This window comes from Aneurinibacillus uraniidurans (assembly GCF_028471905.1).
GTDB lineage: Bacteria > Bacillota > Bacilli > Aneurinibacillales > Aneurinibacillaceae > Aneurinibacillus > Aneurinibacillus uraniidurans.
The window spans coordinates 2,373,494-2,393,231 of record NZ_CP116902.1 but is presented as its reverse complement, the minus strand read 5'-3'; the positions used below and the strand labels follow the sequence as shown (position 1 = coordinate 2,393,231).

Sequence of the window (19,738 nt, the reverse complement as noted above, 5' to 3'; positions counted from 1 at the left end):
GGCTACGAATAATGCTTAAAAGCCCTTCTTCTAAAAGAGCAAGGCGTATAGCATTAACCTTTATACTTTTCTTTTTTACCTGTCTTTCCATTTTCACAAGCGAAAAATCTTTTGCAGCAGTATCTAATGCCCAAGTATTAGCATCCTATACGTATCATAATGGTAGTTATTTAGGTAGTGTAACGAACTATGTTTATAGTGATGGGATACAGATTAGCGAAAGCTCTACCCCTCCTTCAAGCGCAAAATGGGTAGTAGCTAAGACAATTCGTGATAATGGATGGTCTTCAGATTCTCGGGATGAAGTATATCTTTATAGCAGAAATAATCAGGTGCTAGAGACGACTAATCCACTGTCCATACCGGTAGATGCACGTTGGGCGACGATTTCCAGATTTAAAATCGAAACAGTATCATACAATAAGGAAATACGTTATCAAACGTACAAGTATAGCATTGATGGCAGTCAGGTAGTTACATCTAGTGAAATCCCACCCTCTTATGCTTTATGGGTAACTCTGGCTCATTTCAATAATGGCTGGGCTAGTCCAACACATGATACATCCAATGAGCAATTTGCTACTTATGTTACGAATAACCCTGTTACTAGTCCCCCGACAGGATCCATTACAATAAACTCTGGGGCAGCCTATACATCATCTTCTACTGTCACACTAGAAGTGAATGCCTCTGATCCAGAAAATGACCCCCTTAACATGAGATTTTCCAATGACAATGCGACGTGGAGTAATTGGGAAACAGTATCCACAACTAAAGTTTGGCCGCTTGCAGCAGGAGACGGTAGTAAAACAGTGTACATGCAAATCCAGGATGCAGGTGGATTAGTATCAGATACGTATTCCGATACAATTATTTTAGATACCGTTCCTCCAACTGGAGCTGTGAAGATTAACAATGATTCTTCTTATACATCTTCTACGAGTGTCACTCTCAATGTAACAGGTACGGATGCTAGTGGAGTGACGCAAATGCAATTCTCCAACGATAATACCACATGGAGTTCTTGGGAGGCATTTAGTGCTTCGAAGTCATGGACTCTTGTCGCTGGAGAAGGGAATAAAACCGTCTATATGAATCTTCGTGATGGGGCAGGAAATGTGTCTTCTTTTAGTGACACGATTATAGTAGATACGACACCACCAGATACCTTTATTACGTCAGGGCCTGCTGGAATTACAAGTAGCACAGGAGCGATATTTACGTTTACCTCAAATGAGGGAAGTAGCTCATTTGAATGCCGCCTAGATGGAGGGGCATATACGGCTTGCACTTCTCCTGCTATTCTCTCGGGTTTAGGTACAGGGAGTCACACTTTCTCTGTACGAGCAAAGGATGCAGCAGGAAATGTAGATTCAACTCCAGCAACGTATACGTGGACAATTGATACAGTACCACCGGTTGTGACAGGAGTGAGTAATGGTCAAACAGTTAATACTGACTTGACCGTTACATTTAACGAAGGAACAGCTACATTAAACGGCTCACCCTTTACAAATGGTACAAAAATAAGTAATGAAGGCTTGTATACTTTGGTTGTCACGGATGCTGCGGGAAATACAACAACCATTTCTTTTACGATAGACAAAACACCGCCAACTGGCTCGTTCACGATTAACAACGGAGCAGCGTTTACATCAAGCGAAAGTGTCACGCTTGATATTACTGAGAGTGGAAGTACCGATATGCGGTTCTCCAATGACGGAAGTACATGGACTAACTGGGAAACGGTGAAATCTACTAAGGGCTGGACTCTTACTGCTGGGGACGGTAGTAAAACCGTTCATATGCAGCTTCGTGATGATGCAGGGAACGAAACTTCCCTTACGAACTCCATTACACTGGTAAGTCCGCCAGGAGCACCACAGGTAACAGCGGATGACCTAAATAATGTAATCACAGGCTTAACAACAGCAATGGAGTTTAGTGTAGACGGGGGCGCGTATGTCCAGTATACCGGAAGTAACCATCCGGATCTAAGTGGAGACCGTACGGTGAGAGTAAGGGTTGCAGCTAATGCGGTAACGGGAGCACCTACCGGAGCAGACACAATTATCACGTTTACAACGAATCCTCCACCTACTGTGACTCAGCTAACTCTCACACCTTCTACGGCAACCGTTGAGGTAGGAGCAACGCAGCAGTATAGAGCAATAGCTGAATTTACTGATGGTGCAACTACAGATGTAACAAGCTTATCAACATGGTCTGTAGATAAACCAGCAATAGCAGGTGTAACGAACGGACTGGTGAACGTTACATCGGCCGATACGGTTACTGTTACGGCTGAGTATCAGGGAAATCTTGGAACTGCTACTCTTATTGGAGTAGAAACACCACCTCCTGCACCAACCGTAACGAGTATTGGGGTGACACCAGATACCATTACCTTGTTGCCGGGAGCCACACATCAGTTATATGTTGAAGCGACAATGTCTAATGGAAGCACAAAAGATGTGACAGCAGGATCGGAAGGAACTACCTATTTATCGGCCAATACGAATCTGGTAACCGTCAGCCCAAATGGATTGATCACGGTTGCATCTGGAGCGCAGCCAGGCACGATAGAAGTAACTATCATAAACAATGGTCATACAAAAACAGTAGCTGTTGTAATCACACAGCCTAGCCAACCACTGTCTTCAAATGCGAATCTGCGTAATCTTACAGTGAATCAAGGAACGATAAATCCGATATTTGATCCAGGGGTAACAGAGTATACACTCACTCTTCCGAATCAAAGTACGTCCATTGACTTGTTGGCGACGTTAGACGATACGAATGCATCCATGACGATAAATGGTCAGACACAAAATAACGGTGTAATCAAATCGATCCATGTTCCTGAAGGGAACAGTGTAGTAGCAGTTGTAGTGACTGCTCAGGATGGTACAAAGAAAACGTATAAGCTTACCTTATACCGTGCGTACGCTTCGAATGGGGGAGGTAGTAGTGGTGGGGGAGGCTCCTCTTCGTCTACTGTACAATTACCTCCTGTGGAAGTGAAGCAACCGGAGCCGCCAAAGGTTCCGCCTTCCCCAATTGTTTTTAACGATATAGAGAAACACTGGGCAAAAGAAAAGATTCAAGAGGCTGTGCAAAAGGGGTTGGTAAGCGGCTATCCGGATGGAAGCTTCCGTCCAAACCAGCCAGTAACACGCATTCAATGGGTATCACTATTGGCACGCGCTCTACAACTACAGGGTGAAGAGGAAGTAACATCATTCCATGATCAGGAGGAAATTCCGAAGTGGGCGGAACAATCCCTTTCTCTTGTGGTGAAAAAAGGGCTTGTAAACGGTTATCCAGATGGTACGTTTCGTCCCAATCAGGAAATTACACGAGCGGAAATGGCTAGTGTTCTTGCACGTGCTCTGAAGTTAGAAGTGAAGAATCGTCCATCGACAACATTTTCAGATAATGAAAAAATTCCAGAATGGGCACGAGGCTTTGTAAGTGCTTTGTTGGAGAAAGGTTTAATCCACGGACGAGACGATAATCAATTTGTCCCCAATGATTCAACTACCCGAGCAGAGGCTGTTGTTCTGCTTCTTAATATGTTAGAACAAAAATAGTGTTTGTGCAGGTAGAAGGGTAGTAAATCAGTCGTAAATACATGCAATCCGTTATAATTAAGGCCTCCCGGATAAGTGGGAGGCCTAATTTTGTTAGAGATTTTTTAGGAAGGGATAACCAAAACTGAAGCAATAAGACACAGCAAAAAGCGTCAAACCCCTGATTTAAAAGGATTTAACGCAATCGTACAGGACATAATAAATGTATGGTAGCCAATTGCAGAAAGGATGATGATGGTTAATGGATAAAAAGAAAGAAAACGATTCCCTTCTTACAGCACGATTTGCCCCAGGAGAAAATCAGTATCTAAATGACAAAGTGGATACAGATGTATCAAGCTTTATTTTAAATGAAGATAACCAGTTGGATAATGAGGAAGCGGATCAGGCAGAAGGGTACCAGTTTCTATATTGGCAATAAGCAAGGCTAAAGAGTCGCTCCGATGGAGTGGCTTTTTCTTTTAGATAGGAAACAGGCAGATGACCATCTATTGATACAAAACTATATAATTTGGAAAATAATGTTGAAATCATTTTATTTATCTGTATCATGGTAATATATTGTAATTTTTACATAGTAAAGGGGAGATATAATGAAACGATCATTTACCGTCCTTCTTTTGACAGCCGCACTGTTTCCGTCAGGATCAGTGCTGGCCGCAGAACAGGAAAGCAAGCCGACCGCTATCGAGCAGACAGCCATCGCCATGAAAGTGACCTCAATCCCTCCAACGATTCAAAAGAAAATGGATAAACTGTTCGCGCTGCAACCCGCTTTTAAGCAACTACGCATTCATATGAGTATGCCAGATGATGATAACAAGATATTCTATGTTTCGCTTACAGATGCACCGAATGATGAAGCTTTGTTCAAGGGAGACAATATTCCTTCCAATGCAAATCTTGTCTTTGATCTGGAAACAGGAGAGCTTCGATCATTCGATATTCAAATGAAAGAATGGGCCTCTGAAAAAAAGCCATCTACCAAGTTAGCTAAAGAGAAGGCGGAGCAATTCCTTATCAATTGGCTGGGAGCTGAAGGACGAAAACAATTTGGTGAACCTACCTCACATGGAAGCGGCTCATCTACGACGTATGACGAGAACGGAAATCCAACTACCTGGGCAAACCTTCAAGTCGAATTCCCGCTTATGCTTAACAATATTCCGGTTTCAGGGAATGACTTTCTTCGTATAAACGTGGATGCTGCAGGGCATGTTACGAGACTGGCATACAATCCGCCCAATCTAAAAAATATATCGATTCCAACTATCGCCCATATTCGATCTGCTGAGGATATGAAAAAACAGCTCATTACTTCGGATAGTCTTGCGCTCCAATACGAGGAAGAGCAGCCGGAAATATATAGCTATCCTCCGACAGGAACACAAAAAACAAAATCGGTACTGCGCTATGATTTGATGAATGTATATGGAACTTTCGATGCTCAAACCGGTAAGCCAATTAGCAGTATGACAGGGGAAGAACTCAAACAAGTTTCTCTCTTTTTTGCTCCGTGGAAAGTGGTGCAAATTCATCCGCAAGGGAATAAGTTGACTGCTCATTCAGAAAAAGAAACAGCAGAAGTATTAAGTAAAGTGTTTAACCTCGACTTTAGCCAGGTGCAGCTACAAAAACCCGATTGGCCTTTTTCTACTAGGCAAGAACAATATCCATATGCCCACTATTATGGGAGCGATCAAAAAGGCTCTGGAATTAATATAACCATAGAAAAAGCAAGCGGCTTGATTACGAGCGCAGGCCTGGATATGAATGCAGAAAACAATCGCCCAGCAGCAGTCAATAAGGAAGAAGCTTTCGCAACAGCACTTGCATTCATCGAAAAGTATGCAAGTCCTACAGCCAAGGAGTTGGAGGTCCAATATATGATATGGGAAGAGGAACAGCCGCCATCCTGGGCAGACAAGGAAAACATCTCTACGTTTTCAAGAAACGAACGGCAAAATCATCATTTCTGGTTCCAGGAACGCTATGAGGGCATCCCGATCGCGGATCGTTCATACAGTGTAACGGTTGATGCAGTAACTGGAAAAGTTATCGGTTTTTCACTTGCTCCTTATAAGGAAAAGCTTTCTCTTCCTGCGCCAGAGGGAATAACGTCAAAAGAAAAAGCGGCCGAATCCTTCATGCAAAACAAAAAGCTAAAACTGGAATACCTATGGCCATCCTATTTTGGTCAGAAGGGTCCTGCTCCTATTCTGACGTATACATGGGAACGTTCCGAAAATGCAGTTGATTATGTCGATGCATTTACGGGCAACTATGTGCAGGTACCGATTGAGCGGGATGATGAAGAGTAGCTGCATGTAGATATGATAAAACTTATGTGTTTGATCATATCTAAATAAGTGTTACATCATCGGGATTATCATCCCGATCGGATTCAATCTTTTGCATGGTTTCTTTTGATGGGTTCATCATGTGTTCAAACCCATCAACTACAAGATCAAATGAGTTGGTAGGATTTGCTGCGTTAGTGGCTTTCTTTTTATGGTTGTGTTTATTCACTTTGTTATCCTCCATAATTGATGTACTAGTAAGATGTGTACAAATGGAAGATTTATACCAGATATCAAACAGATTTACCGCGAATCTCAAGTAATCAGCAAAGGCGTGAGCAATCGCGCCTTTTTCTATTATCATTTTGATAAATGTGATATTTTATGACTGTATTTAACATTCTATCTATGATAAAAGTATCATTTGATCAGAAATGGAAGGTAAATCAATCGAGGTGTCGAAAAGATTTTTACTGAGATGGAAATAATTACATCGAATTGAAGAGGGGGAAAAATTTATGAAAAAGTTATGGGGAAACAAACATATCACCCATAAAGCTCAACAGTCAAAAGAACGTCGGTTTTTTCTTATTACAATGCTTTCATGTGCTTTTGTTTTCTCTCCATCTGTCGGCAGCGCAGCCACAACGCTAGATAGAAACAGCCAGGATAGTATTTATATAGAGTCTACGGAATCTGACGCTGCATTATTCAAAACTGCCCTGAAAGAAGCAGAAGCAGGAGATGATGAATCACAGTATCTAGTTGGAGAGGCATACTATTACGGTTTAGGAGTTCAAAAAAACTATAAAAAAGCACTTGAATGGTACATGAAATCAGCTGAACAAGGCAATATAGATGCACAGTATACAATTGGATATTTTTATTATAAAGGTTTAGAGGTACCGAAGGATTACAAAAAAGCGATGGAGTGGTACCTCAAGGCTGCTGAACAAGGACAAACTTCGGCTCAAACTAGCGTTGGATATTTTTATCACCAGGGGATAGCTACCCCTCAGGACTATAAGAAGGCCATGGAATGGTACCTTAAGGCTGCTGAGCAAGAGGATGCTGATGCCCAGTATAATATAGGTAATTTATATTTAAAGGGATCGGGCGTTACCAAAGACTATAAGAAAGCGATGGAATGGTACCTTAAGTCTGCTGCTCAAGGGGATGCTGATGCTCAATATAATGTAGGCAGTTTATATTTAAACGGATGGGGCGTTACTAAAGATTATAAAAAAGCAACGGAATGGTTCCTCAAAGCCGCGGAACAAGGAAATGTTGATGCACAGTACAATCTAGGTGTTTCATATGAAACGGGACACGGGGTTGCAAGAAATTATAAGAAAGCGATGGAATGGTATCTCAAGGCTGCTGAACAAGGGGATGCCGGTGCTCAATATAATATAGGAGTGCTATACAACGATGGCACGGGCGTTACGAGAGATTATAAAAAAGCGATGGAGTGGTACCTCAAGGCTGCGGCTCAAGGCGATGTTGATGCTCAATATAATATAGGGATCTTATATGAAAATGGAGAAGGCGTTACTAAAAATTACAGTAAAGCTATAGAATGGTACCAAAAAGCGGCCGATCAGGGAGATAAGGACGCACAGAATCGGATTAAGGCTTTGAAAAAAAAATAATCGACTAGGATGATAACCTGAATTCGTGGCGATTGAACTTTTAAGGTGCCAAACGTTTTCCGCCACGGATTCAGGAGAGTCCTATTTATTTGGGAAATACATAGCAACAAGATACAAGGGAGGACTTTGTTATGTATAAGAAAATAGGTGCTGTCCTATTGACAATGTTCCTTATCGGCTGTACGCAAACCGAAGAAAAGGCAAAAGAGTCTGCTCCTATTGAGCCGGGAAAACCAATTGAAGCAGGTGAGCCTATAACCCCTGGTAAACCAATCACCCCGGGCAAACCGATTGAACCGGGCAAGCCGATTACTCCAGGCAAACCGATTGAGCCAGGAAAGCCAATCGAGTTTCATATCAATAATAACAACGTGCAAGTTACCTCGGATGAGAAGCAGGTCAAAATAGAAATCCCTGATACAGTGCTGTTTGACTATGACGACAGCCGCCTGAAAAACGGAGCAAAAAAAGTTCTTGATGACATTAGTGGTGAGCTGAAAAAAATTCAAAAAGCAAATGTGCAGATTTACGGCCATACGGATAGTCAAGGAGACGCAAATTATAATGTTAATTTGTCAGAGAGACGGGCAAAAGAAGTAGAAACATATCTTAAAAACGCAGCATCCCTAGAATTGCTTGCATTCACAACAAAAGGATATGGGGAAGCGAAACCGATTGCCTCTAACGATACGGATAAGAATCGACAAAAAAATAGACGGGTCGAGATTTTGATAACACCCACCAATGATTAAAAGGTTCGAGCCTTATTTCTCTCGAACCTTTTGGTATATATTCCTTCATTTAGTTACCTTGTTGTTTTAGATTATGTTATGGCTCTGAACGTTCTCTTTAGCCCAATTAGAAAAATGATGTATAGTTGTTTTAAAGCATAAACCTCTTTCTTCGCCCCTAATTACCATGTATATTAATGTCTCTTTTCCCTGCTCCTCATCACCTATATATAAAATCTTGCGTTCAACCCTAAATTTACCGGATGATCCGTTAGAGTATATCTCGTTTACACTAACTTTCAAGATGAACACACCCTTCGTATGATGCTTACACTTACAAAGTATGTTTAGGGGAACGGTGTGATGTTTAATTAGCTAACCTAATTCGTAAATTTACCAATCAAAAATATGTATATCATCTTCTCTATGTAAAACTTTAAGATTACCAAGTGATATCCTAATCAATAGTAAAGCTTTCTGAGTTAAAATTGCTATAAAATCGCCCATTATGTGCTGTGAATTTTAAAACGCAATAGTCGGGATCAGTTATACCTAAAGGATAATACATAGTATCACCCTCACGCCAAATCATTTCTTTGGAATCATTATCCTCAAGCACTTCCATAGTTCCCTTTAGCATTACGCCCTTGAAAAAGCGGGTATCACAAAAGTACACGCTTGCTTTCGGATTTTCTTTATACTGTCTTACTCTCATAGACGAGGTATTCGTAGTAAAATAAACATGTTTAATTCCTTCTCTTTTTCGAGGTGGTAACATGGCTTTCATATTTGGAAATCCTTCATTATCTATAGAGCCGATAAAAGAAACACCAATTTTATCAATTAAATTTCCTATTGTTTTCTCTATATCTATCATTTTGATACCCTCCATGTGAATTTATTTGTTAGGAACATAATTAATGGTAATGTCTCACAACTAATTCGTAAATTACACACTTTTTCGTGGGTATGATGGCTGAACTACTCAATAAATCCGCTTGCCTTTAGTACCTCGTCCATTCCGTTTTCCCGCATAAGCTCAACGCCTATCTGTTGCATAATGCTAATAGCTTCAAGCATTTTTTTTCCACGCTCTGTTAAAAAATATTCAACCTTTAGTGGATAACCATCAAATGTTTTTTTGCCGATCATTCCAAATTCTAAAAGTTCTTTTAGCTGTTCTATAAGCATTTTTTGATTAATACCTCGAATATCCTTTTCAAGATTTGTAAGTGATGTGTTACCAAGCCGTAGCTGCCATAATATAATCGGTTTCCATTTACCCTTTGTAATATCATGTGTCAGTTCTAATGGGCAGGTGTATTCCTCTCTTATTTTCAATATCTTCACCTCTTTATCCTTATTTTCTTTTTTTATGTAAAAAATATAATTACATGGTATCATGGTTTATAAAATAGATTAAAGAGTTTTAAGAAAGAGGAATTTGTTTACTGCTTAACACTGGGGATTGGTATAAGAAGACAGCCGCATAAGGCTGTGGGACAGATGGAAAAGTATGTAGCGCACAGTTTCTTTTTCTGGATGCTGCGCTTTTTGCGCACAAAGTATGAAAAAGTGGAGATTGTGTTTATTGCCCATCATACAGAGGCGAAGGAAGTAACGGAAGAGGCAGTTTTCTCTAAGGGAGAGAGTGGCGGGACGATTTGTTCGTCTGCGTACCGTAAGGCGCTGGAGATTATTGATGAACGCTATCCACCGTCGAGGTATAATATTTATCCGTTTCATTTTTCGGATGGGGATAATTTGACGTCGGATAATGACCGCTGTGTGAAGCTAGTACGGGAATTGATGGAGAAGTTAATCAGTATACATCTCTAAGATATATAAAAAAAGGTTCGAGAGAAATAAGGCTCGAACCTTTTTTATACATTAAAAAATCATTTTCTAAGATAGGAAGGCTTTATTCTATAATCATAATCGATTATTTTTTTTGCAAAGCCTTAATTCGATCTTGTGCATCTTGATCTCCCTGTTTGGCTGCTTTCTGATACCATTCCAGGGCTTTATTGTAATTCTTAGCAACTCCCTGTCCATTTTCATATAAGAATCCTATATTATATTGAGCATTAGCATTCTCTTGAGCAGCGGCTTTGAGATACCACTCCATGGCCTTTTTATAGTCTCGGGTAATGCCGAATCCATTATGATATAAAGCGCCTATATTACATTGAGCATCAGCATCTTCTTGCTCAGCAGCCTTGAGGTACCATTCCATGGCCTTTTTATAGTTTCTTGCAACTCCGTGTCCATTTTCATATGCAAGACCTATATTGTACTGAGCAACAGCATCTTCTTGCTCAGCAGCCTTAAGGTACCATTCCATTGCTTTCTTATAATCTTTAGTAACACCATAGCCATTTGCATATAAGATTCCTATATTACATTGAGCATAAGCATCTCCTTGAGCAGCAGCCTTAAGGTACCATTCCATTGCTTTCTTATAATCTTTAGTAACACCATAGCCATTTTCATATAAGATTCCTATATTATACTGAGCAACAGCATTCTCTTGCTCAGCGGCCTTGAGGTACCACTCCATGGCCTTTTTATAGTCTCTGGTAATGCCGAATCCATTATGATATAAAACGCCTATATTACATTGAGCATAAGCATCTTCTTGAGCAGCGGCCTTGAGGTACCATTCCATTGCTTTTTTATAGTCTCTTGCAACTCCGTGTCCATTTTCATATGCAAGACCTATATTGTACTGAGCAACAGCATTTTCTTGCTCAGCAGCTTTGAGGTACCATTCCATTGCTTTCTTATAATCTTTAGTAACACCATAGCCATTTTCATATAAGATTCCTATATTACATTGAGCATAAGCATCTTCTTGCTCAGCAGCCTTAAGGTACCATTCCATTGCTCTCTTATAGTCTTTGGTAACGCCCGCCCCCTTGAAATATAAATTACCTATATTATACTGAGCAACAGCATTCTCTTGCTCAGCGGCCTTGAGGTACCATTCCATTGCTTTTTTATAATCCTGAGAGGTAGCTATCCCTTGGCGATAAAAATCTCCAACACTAGTTTGAGCCGAAGTTTGCCCTTGCTCAGCGGCCTTGAGGTACCACTCCATCGCTTTTTTATCATCTTTAGATACCTCTAAGCCTCTATAATAAAAATATCCAATTGTATACTGTGCATCTATATTGCCTTGTACAGCTGATTTCATATACCATTCAAATGCTTTTTTATAGTTTTTTTGAACTTCTCCTGAACCGTAATAATATGCCTCTCCAACTAGATACTGTGATTCATCGTCCCCTGCTTCTGCTTCTTTCAGGAGGGTTTTAAATGATTCACTATTAGATTCTACAGACCCCGTATAGAGACTGTCTTGGCTGTTTTTATCTAGTGTTGTAGCTGCATTGACGATAGATGGAGCGAAAACGAAAGCACATGAAAGCATTGTAATAAGAAAAAAACGAGACTCTTTTGACTGCTGGATTTTATGAGCGATATGTTTATTTCCCCATAACTTTATCATAAATTTTTCCCCCTATTTAATTTAATGTAATTATTTTCATTCCAGTAAAAAACTTTTCGACACCTTGATTCATTTACCTTCCATTTCTGGTTAAATGATACTTTTATCATAGAGGGAACATTGAATATAGTCATAAAATATTATATGTATCAAAATGATAATCGAAGCTTATATGCTAATTTAATTCAAATTTATAACTTTATGAAAAAAAAGCTATTAAAAGCAGCTTCAGAGTGTAGAGAAACCCATCGTTTCTCTACACATTTTTTAAAGGATATTTTTTGAGGAAAAGCCCTCTCAACCATCTAGCCAAGCTAGGATAGAGGGTTGGCAATCTTCTCCATGTTCTGACAGGCTGCTGTCATAAGCGCCTGTTCCTGCACATTATCTCTTCCCTGTAAACAGCAATAGCGAAGCCCAAGGAGTTCTTTTGCATCCGCGAAGCTTCGCTCAATCTTTTCTTTTCGTTTTTTATAAAGAATTTTCCCTGACTTCGATAATCGATTTTCTCGCACCGTTTCCTTGCATTCTTCCCAAAAATGACGAGTGATGATCTTTTGATGATTTTTGGACTGTGTACATTGAGAAAGTAATGGACAATCTTTGGCGATCTAAACGAGCAAGGTACGGCATAGAATCATGTACATTTCCTGCTGTTCTTTCAACGGCTTTTTTCCATGGGAAAGTCGATCCTCCTCAACGGCTTGATTTAACGCTTCCACATACGCCTTTGTTTCGGGTTCGACCATGAAAATATCCTGAAAAATAATTGTGCCCTTAAAGTGAGTACGACGATTCCAGCTAATGGTTGTATGATCAGGAACAGGGTCCGTGAATCCCAGTCCTAAAAACCAGCGATACGCAATATTCATTTGGATTTCTCTTTCCAGCTGCCGTTCAGAACGAATGCCATACAAATAGCCAATAAACATCATTTTGAAGAGAACTAAAGGATCAACAGAGGTCGTCCATTATCTTCACAATAATAAGGGCGTACCTTGGTACGCTTTTTTAATTGTCTTTCCCCGCTTCATAAGCCTGGATGCAGAAAACCTGCTGGCTGTTTATCCGTGGTTCGCCTTTCTTCGGAGATACATAGCGATACTTGCCGTCTGCCCCTTGTTCGCGTGCTTTAACGTTATCTTTTAGCATAACGGACAAAAATTCTTTAATCCGGGTTTTTAGATGATCTGCATAGATAGGAAACATAATTTCTACCCGGTTTTCCATATTACGTGTCATCCAGTCTGCCGAAGAGATGAAGACCTTCTCTTTATGGTTATGATGGAAGTAAAAAATCCTTTCATGCTCAAGGAATCGTCCGACGATGCTGCGTACCGTAATCGTTTCGCTCACATTTTTCATTTCGGGACGAAGACAGCAAATCCCCCGTACAATCAGCTCGATTTTTACGCCTGCTCTTGATGCTTCGTACAGCTTCATCATAAGTTTTTTGTCTGTCATGGAATTCATTTTGGCAATGATATGTCCAGTACCGTTTTGGCGCTGGCATTCGATTTCTTCATCAATAAGTCGCATCAGTTCGTCCCGTATATCGAAGGGAGACGTACAAAGATGGTAAAACGATGGTTTTTCACAGTAACCGCTTAAATAATTAAAGAAGTCGGTAGCGTCCTTTCCGAACTCTGGATGCGAGGTGAAAAAGCCGACATCGGTATAAATTTTGGCTGTAACGTCATTATAATTTCCCGTACCAAGATGAACAAAGCGCTGAATTTTCCCTTCCTTATGCCGGACGACGAGCGTGATTTTGCTGTGGGTCTTCAGTCGATTCATTCCGTAGATGACATGGCAGCCAACTTCCTCTAGCTCTTTAGCCCAGTGTACATTGTTTTCCTCGTCAAAACGTGCTTTCAGTTCAAGCAGAACGGTTACCTGCTTGCCGTTTTCGGCTGCACGCTTTAGTGCTTTAATGATCGGTGAATTGCCGCTGACACGGTAGAGTGTTTGTTTAATCGCCATCACGCCTGGATCATCTGCCGCCTGGCACAGAAAATCAATCACGGGTTGGAAAGATTCATACGGATGATGAAGCAACACGTCCTGCTTTTCTATAACCGCAAAGACATTGTGGCTTTCAAGAAAATCTTGAGTCGGCTGCGGCGTAAATTTTTCATAAATAAGGTGTTCTTTCGTGTCTGCAAGCTGATTGTAAAAAGCGAATAGAAACGTTAAGTCCAGCGGACCGCTAACGGCGTACACATCTTTTTGTTCAATGCCTAGTGCGTTGAGCAAATACGGAAGGAGGGTGTGGTCTACCTCGTTCTCACGAATTTCCAGCCGAACGGCTGCACCGAGTTCGCGCTTTTTTAATTCTTTTTCGATTTCGCGGAGAAAATCCTGAGCATCTTCCTCATCAATGGTTAAATCAGTGTTGCGGGTAATCCGGAACTCGGAGACCGAAAGGATATCGTAGCCAGTAAATAGCTTATACATAAAATGGCAGAGTACATCTTCGAGCAGGATGAAGATATGCTTGTCTTGAGCGGCTGGTAGTTGAATAAATCGACTGAATAGTGCGGGTACTTGTACAATCGCAAGCAGTCGTTCCTGTTTCGGATCGTTTTTCCGACTCAGAAAAACAGCAAGATTAATTCGTTTATTCAACAGCTTGGGAAACGGATGGTACGTATCTACAGCCATCGGCGTCAAAATCGGAAGTAATGTATGCTCAAATAACTGCTCAAGGTACGCATACTGCGTTTCGTTTATATCTTGTATGCGGGCAATCTTTATATGCTCATGGTGCAGTGCGTGCAGAATCTTATGATAGACGGCGTATTGAGTGGTTACCAGACCTGTTGTTTTTTTAGTAATTTCATCAACCTGCTGCTTAGGGGTAAGCCCTGATTTGTCCTCTGGCTTAGTAAATCCGATTTTAATTTGGTCCTTTAATCCAGCGACCCGTACCATAAAGAACTCATCCAGATTAGAACTGAAAATTGCCAGAAACTTGAACCTCTCCAGGAGCGGATTGCTGTCGTCTTGTGCTTCCTCTAGCACCCGTTCGTTAAATGCCAGCCAGCTAAGCTCCCGGTTGTTGTAGTATGTGGGCAGGCTAATATCCGGTGTTTTTTGATTCGTTTTTTTCATAATCTTGTACCTCGTCGTTTGGTGTATGGAAAAAGACCGGACAGGTTATCCGGTCTTTGCATGTTGCAACCTTTAATGTAGTTTTGTCGGAATCTCTGTAGCGTGCTTTTTCAAGTATTCATCATTCATTACATTTAATGGCCCCGGGCTTTTCAGGAAATCTTCCGGTTCGATCTCTGTGTTGTATGTAAATGTTGTATGTGTATCGAGTTTGGAAGGCTCCTTAGTTTCTACTTTTTCACTTTCACGCATCGTTTCGGAAAGCTCGTTGCGTATCGAAGAAGTACTTTCTTTAACTTGTTCTGTCAGAGCCATAAGTGCCGATAAGCCTTTGACGGCAGCCTTACGAACTGCTTTTCTTGCTTCAGGTGATGCATATAAGATAACGGCAGCGGCGGTGAGAACGATGCCTAAGGGAGACTTGGGAAGTAGTTTTTTCAACATATTACTTCTCCTCCTTAATCAATATATAGCCATTATTGTGACATAATCTGTCCATCTTTATACATCGTAAAAAATGATTTCAACAAATTTTTACGTATAGAACGGTTTATCACAACCAATACTACACGTTATGATTTGTAATTTGGGAATTACGGAAGAAGGGAGAGGAGATGGACCATTGGCATGCATTACGTTTAGAGAAAGATTTATTCGTTCGCTGCCCGGTAGGCTGCGTATCGAAGTATACGGGTTAAAAGGAGATACCGCGTTTGCACGGAAGATTGAAGCCTTTTTTCATAAAAATACCGAACGTGTGAACGTCAGTGCCTGTCCATTTACAGGAAGGGTACTACTTCAATATGATACCGCGATTGTTTCAGCACATACTCTTTGCCGTCTACTGCAACAGCTAGAAGAAGAACAGTATGCGGCGCGGCATTCGAAATTCGGAGAAGGTCCGGATGAGCAGACTGTGCTTGAGACAGCAAGTGCTGCTGTGCTGACTGCGGATGCGTCGGAGGGGATTTCCGAGCATTTTCGAGTCATGCCGGTGGACAAGCGAGAAGTAGAAGATAAACCACCGGTCGCTCTTACGGCGTCTGTCGTCGGAATGGGTGTGCTGGGTGTAAAACAATTGCTTATGGGGCGGTCGCAACTTGCAAGCAGTACGGGACTGTTTTCAGCCGCAGGCATTTTTTCGATTGTAAGCGGGTATCCCATTCTAAAACAGGGATATAGGCGCTTTTCACATGAAAAGCGTTTAAATGGAGATCTCGTTCTTGGGGCAGCTGCGTTAGGCCTGGCGCTTATACGTGAGAATCTGCTCGTGTTGGCTGGCATTAGTGCGCTCCAGTTCCTGCAGTGGCAGCGAACGAAGCATTTTAGCAAAGAAACAGACTCGGCTCAATACGTCTCAAGCCAGACAAAAACGTATGCAAGCCGAGCCACTACGTTAGGTTTTGGGCTGGCGGGAGCTGCGTTTGTTCTTACACGCAATCCACTGTATACGCTGGGTATATTACTTGCTGCGAACCCGCAGCCGTGTTTGGTAGCGGAGGAACATGCGTGGAAAGCGCAGGAATTAAAAGCGAAGGAAGATGGTGTGACTCTTCCGGAAAATATCACACTATGTGAAATGGCTGAAGTTCAGGAGTTAGTTGTCGAAGATACAAGTCTTCTCTTTAATGGGGAAGAATCACCGAAAAAAGAAGCGATGTATGTAAGACAGTTTGTGGAACAGTATCCTCATGTGCAGGTTCGGTTTCTAGAAGATTCAATCGGAATTTTACAGAAAACTGCCCCGGAGGAACGGGAATTCACCCGGATTGCACAAGAGAGCTTCTCGCCAGAACGGGAAAATAATAAGCAGTATCTTGTTATTACGAACAACCCGAGCTTCGAAAAGGTTGCATGCGGTTATCTGCATATCGAGGAGCTAAAGCATCTAGCAAAGAATTATGCTTACGCAAAACATGCAGAGCATGTAACTGGACAGCATCGGAAATGGACAGCGCTGTGGAATGTAGCGGGAACAGGGCTTATGGTAACCGGAAGGCTGCTTGCGCCGCTTGTCAATCTGATTGCTGATGCACTGAAGCTGTTATGGATTACGCGAGCTACCCGGCATATTAAGCAGGAAAATAGTATAGATACGACTGGCAAGGAAAGAGCTAAACCACAAATCGAAAAGCGGGGCGGCACCTCGTGGTATTCCATAGTGGAAGCGGATGTCCTTTCTAAGCTGCATACCGATAAGCAGATCGGACTGGAAGAGAAAAGCATTGCGGGCATTCGGGCCAAAACCGGACTTAATCAATTGCTTCCTGCCGAAAAGTCACCCTGGCTGATGCGGTTTGCCCGTCAATTCAAAGAATTTACCACACTTGTGCTGCTCGGTACGGCCGCACTCTCGATTTTTTCCGGGGATATTTTTGACGGCGTAGCGATGTCAGCTGTGCTGATAGCTAACGCCTTCATCAGTACTGTACAGGAACAAAAAGCAGAGAAAGTAGTGGATGAACTCAATGAGTTCCAGCCACCAATGTGCAAGGTAATCCGCTCCGGTACCGAATGTGAACTTTCTTCTGTTGATCTTGTACCAGGCGATGTCGTTGTGCTCGAAGCAGGTGACTGTGTTCCGGCTGATATACGGATTATTTCGGACTGGAACCTGGAAGTGAATGAAGCCGCCCTCACCGGTGAATCGATGGCGGTGAAGAAGTCGGTTGGTACAGTGGCGACCGACACAGCATTGGCGGAACGAAGCAACATGGTTTATATGGGGACAAACATTACACGCGGCAAAGCACTGGGCGTTGTCGTGGAAACCGGGATGAACACAGAAATTGGGTATCTGACCTCGCTGTTAAAAGATGAAGAAGTAACGACCCCATTACAGGAAAAAGTGACCTCCATCAGCAAAAAGTTCGTGAAAGGCGCTTTTGCAGCGGGGATTCTCGTACTAGGAGTCGGCCTGCTTCGCGGCAATACAATCGGCCAGATGGTACCGACTTCTGTTGCCCTGATTGCTTCGGCCATTCCAGAAGGGCTGCCGGTAACGATTACAATTGCGCTTAGTGCGGGGATTCGTCGTATGTCGAAGCGCAATGCGATCATGCGTAAGCTCTCAGCACTAGAAACGCTTGGCCGTGTGTCAGTTATCTGTTCGGATAAGACCGGAACATTGACTAAAAACGAGATGACCGTTACTCGTATGGCAACTGTACATGAAGTATGGCAGGCTACTGGGGAAGGATATGATCCATCGGGCGAGATTGTGAATCGTGCAGGAGAGACGCTTGCTGCTGATAAGGACATTGCCCAGATTCTCCACATCGGTGTGCTCTGCAACAACAGTACCCTTACACAGGAAGAAGGAAACTGGACGATGAAGGGCGACCCTACCGAAGGGGCGCTGCTGACGCTGTCGGCCAAAGGCGGAGTGCATAAAGAACAGCTTGCCCATTGGCAGCGTAAGCGGGAGATTCCGTTTGATTCGTATCATGGCACGATGAGTGTCATTTGCCATGAAGAAGGCAAAGAAAATGAATGCTTCCTCATGTCTAAAGGATCGGTGGAAGCGACGCTGAAACGCTGTGTCTCTTATCAGTATCAGGGTGTTATTTATCCGCTAACAGATGAGATCAGAGCAAGCATTCTCCAGCAAAATGAAGCATTTGCCGCAGACGCATTGCGCGTACTCGGTTTTGCCTACCGTCCGCTGAATACAGAAGAAACGTGTGAAAGTGCGGCCGACGAACAGATGATTTATGTCGGTATGGTAGGAATGATCGACCCGGCGAAGCCGGAAGCGGCAATCGCGATTGAGGAAGCGATTCGTCTCGGCGTGAAACCGGTCATGATTACGGGTGACCATCCGATCACAGCAATGGCAATCGGGAAGCAGCTTGGGATTTATCGGGATGGTGATCGCGTACTGACCGGGGGAGAAGTAAACCGGATGAGCGAAGCTGAATTAATAGCGGTTGTTCCGAATGTCTCAATCTTTGCCCGGGTATCACCTGAGCATAAGCTACGAATTGTGAAGGCGTACCAGCATACTGGACAGCTTGTAGCGATGACGGGAGACGGGGTAAACGATGCCCCGGCAATTAAGAAAGCTGACGTTGGCATCGCGATGGGCAGAACAGGTACTGAAGTGACCAAACAGTCGGCAGATATGGTACTGAAAGAAGATCATTTCGGTTCGATTGTGGACGGTGTCAAAGAAGGCCGAACGATTATCGGGAATATTCGGAAGGCTATTGGCTGCCTTCTGACGGGCAATCTGGCTGAAGTCATCGTCAGCAGCGCTGCGGTACTTGCTGGTATGCCAATTCCGCTCGTGCCGGTGCAAATCTTGCTGATGAACTTATTGACCGATGCGCTGCCAGCCGCAGTGCTGGCTGTTAATCCGGGCAATAAAGAGCTGACCACAGAAAAGCAGGATATTGTCGATCGGAGTTTGTATAAGAAAGTCATGATTCGCGGCTCGATCCTCGGTCTTGGTTCGCTCGGCTTGTTCGCAACGAGCCTGGCTGCCGGGGTGTCGCTGCCGGTTGCCCGGACAATGGCGTTTGCCACGCTCGTAGCGGGGCAGCTAAGTCAGACATTCTCCTGGAGACAGGAGAAGGGACAGCGATTCTCAGAGTGGACGCGCGATAAGTTCTTTGTCGGGGCGCTTGGAATCTCCTGGTTGGCTCTCTTCTCGGTCATCTACGTACCGGGACTGGCCCGAATATTCCACACAGCTCCGCTTGGGCTGCATCAACTCCTGCAAGTTCTGCTTGTAGGAAGTACAGTAAGTCTTGTTTCCAAACCGCTGCTTAGCGGTTTGGGGGCAAGTCCGGAACCGATACGATCTCGTCCTGTTGTACAGGCGGCATAAGGAAGT

The 19,738-nt window shown here is 42.8% G+C and carries 13 protein-coding genes and 2 pseudogenes; 7 read left to right on the top strand and 8 right to left on the bottom strand.

Annotated features, from left to right (window positions below; genetic code table 11):
• Positions 1–332 precede the first annotated feature (332 nt).
• The 3 genes from PO771_RS11920 to PO771_RS11910 all read left to right on the top strand — a co-directional run bounded on the left by PO771_RS11920 (position 333) and on the right by PO771_RS11910 (position 5,914).
• Entirely contained in the window at positions 333–3,593 is a 3,261-nt protein-coding gene (locus PO771_RS11920) for an S-layer homology domain-containing protein (protein WP_272559895.1), read from the top strand.
• A gap of 241 nt (positions 3,594–3,834) precedes the next feature.
• Complete coding sequence (locus tag PO771_RS11915; protein ID WP_272559894.1) at positions 3,835–4,014, top strand: hypothetical protein; 180 nt, start codon at positions 3,835–3,837, stop codon at positions 4,012–4,014.
• A gap of 172 nt (positions 4,015–4,186) precedes the next feature.
• Positions 4,187–5,914 (top strand): YcdB/YcdC domain-containing protein, encoded by a 1,728-nt coding sequence (locus PO771_RS11910; protein WP_272559893.1) that lies wholly within the window; start codon positions 4,187–4,189, stop codon positions 5,912–5,914.
• 40 nt (positions 5,915–5,954) lie between these two features.
• Here PO771_RS11910 and PO771_RS11905 read toward each other — a convergent pair whose 3' ends face one another.
• Positions 5,955–6,122: a hypothetical protein gene (locus PO771_RS11905; RefSeq protein ID WP_272559891.1), complete on the bottom strand. Its 168-nt coding sequence runs from the start codon at positions 6,120–6,122 to the stop codon at positions 5,955–5,957.
• Positions 6,123–6,411: 289 nt separating this feature from the next.
• Between PO771_RS11905 and PO771_RS11900 the strand changes: the two genes are divergently transcribed.
• Both PO771_RS11900 and PO771_RS11895 read left to right on the top strand, forming a co-directional pair.
• A complete protein-coding gene (locus PO771_RS11900; RefSeq protein WP_272559890.1) occupies positions 6,412–7,545 on the top strand; it encodes an SEL1-like repeat protein in 1,134 nt (377 codons plus the stop codon).
• A gap of 131 nt (positions 7,546–7,676) precedes the next feature.
• Positions 7,677–8,297, top strand: a complete 621-nt coding sequence (locus PO771_RS11895; protein ID WP_272559889.1) for an OmpA family protein — start codon at positions 7,677–7,679, stop codon at positions 8,295–8,297.
• 436 nt (positions 8,298–8,733) lie between these two features.
• On the opposite strand, the gene PO771_RS11890 is transcribed toward PO771_RS11895, so the two are convergent.
• Both PO771_RS11890 and PO771_RS11885 read right to left on the bottom strand, forming a co-directional pair.
• Complete coding sequence (locus tag PO771_RS11890; protein WP_272559888.1) at positions 8,734–9,153, bottom strand: pyridoxamine 5'-phosphate oxidase family protein; 420 nt, start codon at positions 9,151–9,153, stop codon at positions 8,734–8,736.
• A 104-nt stretch (positions 9,154–9,257) separates the two neighbouring features.
• Positions 9,258–9,617: a winged helix-turn-helix transcriptional regulator gene (locus PO771_RS11885; RefSeq protein WP_272559887.1), complete on the bottom strand. Its 360-nt coding sequence runs from the start codon at positions 9,615–9,617 to the stop codon at positions 9,258–9,260.
• A gap of 153 nt (positions 9,618–9,770) precedes the next feature.
• Here PO771_RS11885 and PO771_RS11880 point away from each other — a divergent pair.
• Positions 9,771–10,094, top strand: a pseudogene (locus tag PO771_RS11880) (DUF444 family protein); the annotation flags it as partial.
• Between the two features lie 124 nt (positions 10,095–10,218).
• Here the strand turns inward: PO771_RS11880 and PO771_RS11875 are convergent.
• The 5 genes and pseudogenes from PO771_RS11875 to PO771_RS11860 form a co-directional block, all read right to left on the bottom strand.
• Positions 10,219–11,787 (bottom strand): SEL1-like repeat protein, encoded by a 1,569-nt coding sequence (locus PO771_RS11875; protein ID WP_272559886.1) that lies wholly within the window; start codon positions 11,785–11,787, stop codon positions 10,219–10,221.
• Between the two features lie 314 nt (positions 11,788–12,101).
• The gene (locus PO771_RS19465; RefSeq protein WP_422665005.1) at positions 12,102–12,338 is read right to left on the bottom strand and encodes a transposase; all 237 of its coding nucleotides are present in this window, start codon (positions 12,336–12,338) and stop codon (positions 12,102–12,104) included.
• A 227-nt stretch (positions 12,339–12,565) separates the two neighbouring features.
• Positions 12,566–12,772, bottom strand: a pseudogene (locus PO771_RS19460) (transposase); the annotation flags it as partial.
• 26 nt (positions 12,773–12,798) lie between these two features.
• Complete coding sequence (locus PO771_RS11865; protein ID WP_272559885.1) at positions 12,799–14,901, bottom strand: RNA degradosome polyphosphate kinase; 2,103 nt, start codon at positions 14,899–14,901, stop codon at positions 12,799–12,801.
• A gap of 72 nt (positions 14,902–14,973) precedes the next feature.
• Positions 14,974–15,345, bottom strand: coding sequence for a hypothetical protein (locus PO771_RS11860; RefSeq protein ID WP_272559884.1), 372 nt, complete (start codon positions 15,343–15,345; stop codon positions 14,974–14,976).
• Positions 15,346–15,523: 178 nt separating this feature from the next.
• Between PO771_RS11860 and PO771_RS11855 the strand changes: the two genes are divergently transcribed.
• Positions 15,524–19,732, top strand: coding sequence for a cation-translocating P-type ATPase (locus tag PO771_RS11855; protein ID WP_272559883.1), 4,209 nt, complete (start codon positions 15,524–15,526; stop codon positions 19,730–19,732).
• Positions 19,733–19,738 lie beyond the last annotated feature (6 nt).

Coding starts and splice junctions, on each gene's coding strand:
- PO771_RS11890 (WP_272559888.1), bottom strand. CDS start 9,153: ATGATAGATATAGAGAAAACAATAGGAAATTTAATTGATAAAATTGGT.
- PO771_RS11875 (WP_272559886.1), bottom strand. CDS start 11,787: ATGATAAAGTTATGGGGAAATAAACATATCGCTCATAAAATCCAGCAG.
- PO771_RS11900 (WP_272559890.1), top strand. CDS start 6,412: ATGAAAAAGTTATGGGGAAACAAACATATCACCCATAAAGCTCAACAG.
- PO771_RS11915 (WP_272559894.1), top strand. CDS start 3,835: ATGGATAAAAAGAAAGAAAACGATTCCCTTCTTACAGCACGATTTGCC.
- PO771_RS11895 (WP_272559889.1), top strand. CDS start 7,677: ATGTATAAGAAAATAGGTGCTGTCCTATTGACAATGTTCCTTATCGGC.
- PO771_RS11860 (WP_272559884.1), bottom strand. CDS start 15,345: ATGTTGAAAAAACTACTTCCCAAGTCTCCCTTAGGCATCGTTCTCACC.
- PO771_RS11910 (WP_272559893.1), top strand. CDS start 4,187: ATGAAACGATCATTTACCGTCCTTCTTTTGACAGCCGCACTGTTTCCG.
- PO771_RS11865 (WP_272559885.1), bottom strand. CDS start 14,901: ATGAAAAAAACGAATCAAAAAACACCGGATATTAGCCTGCCCACATAC.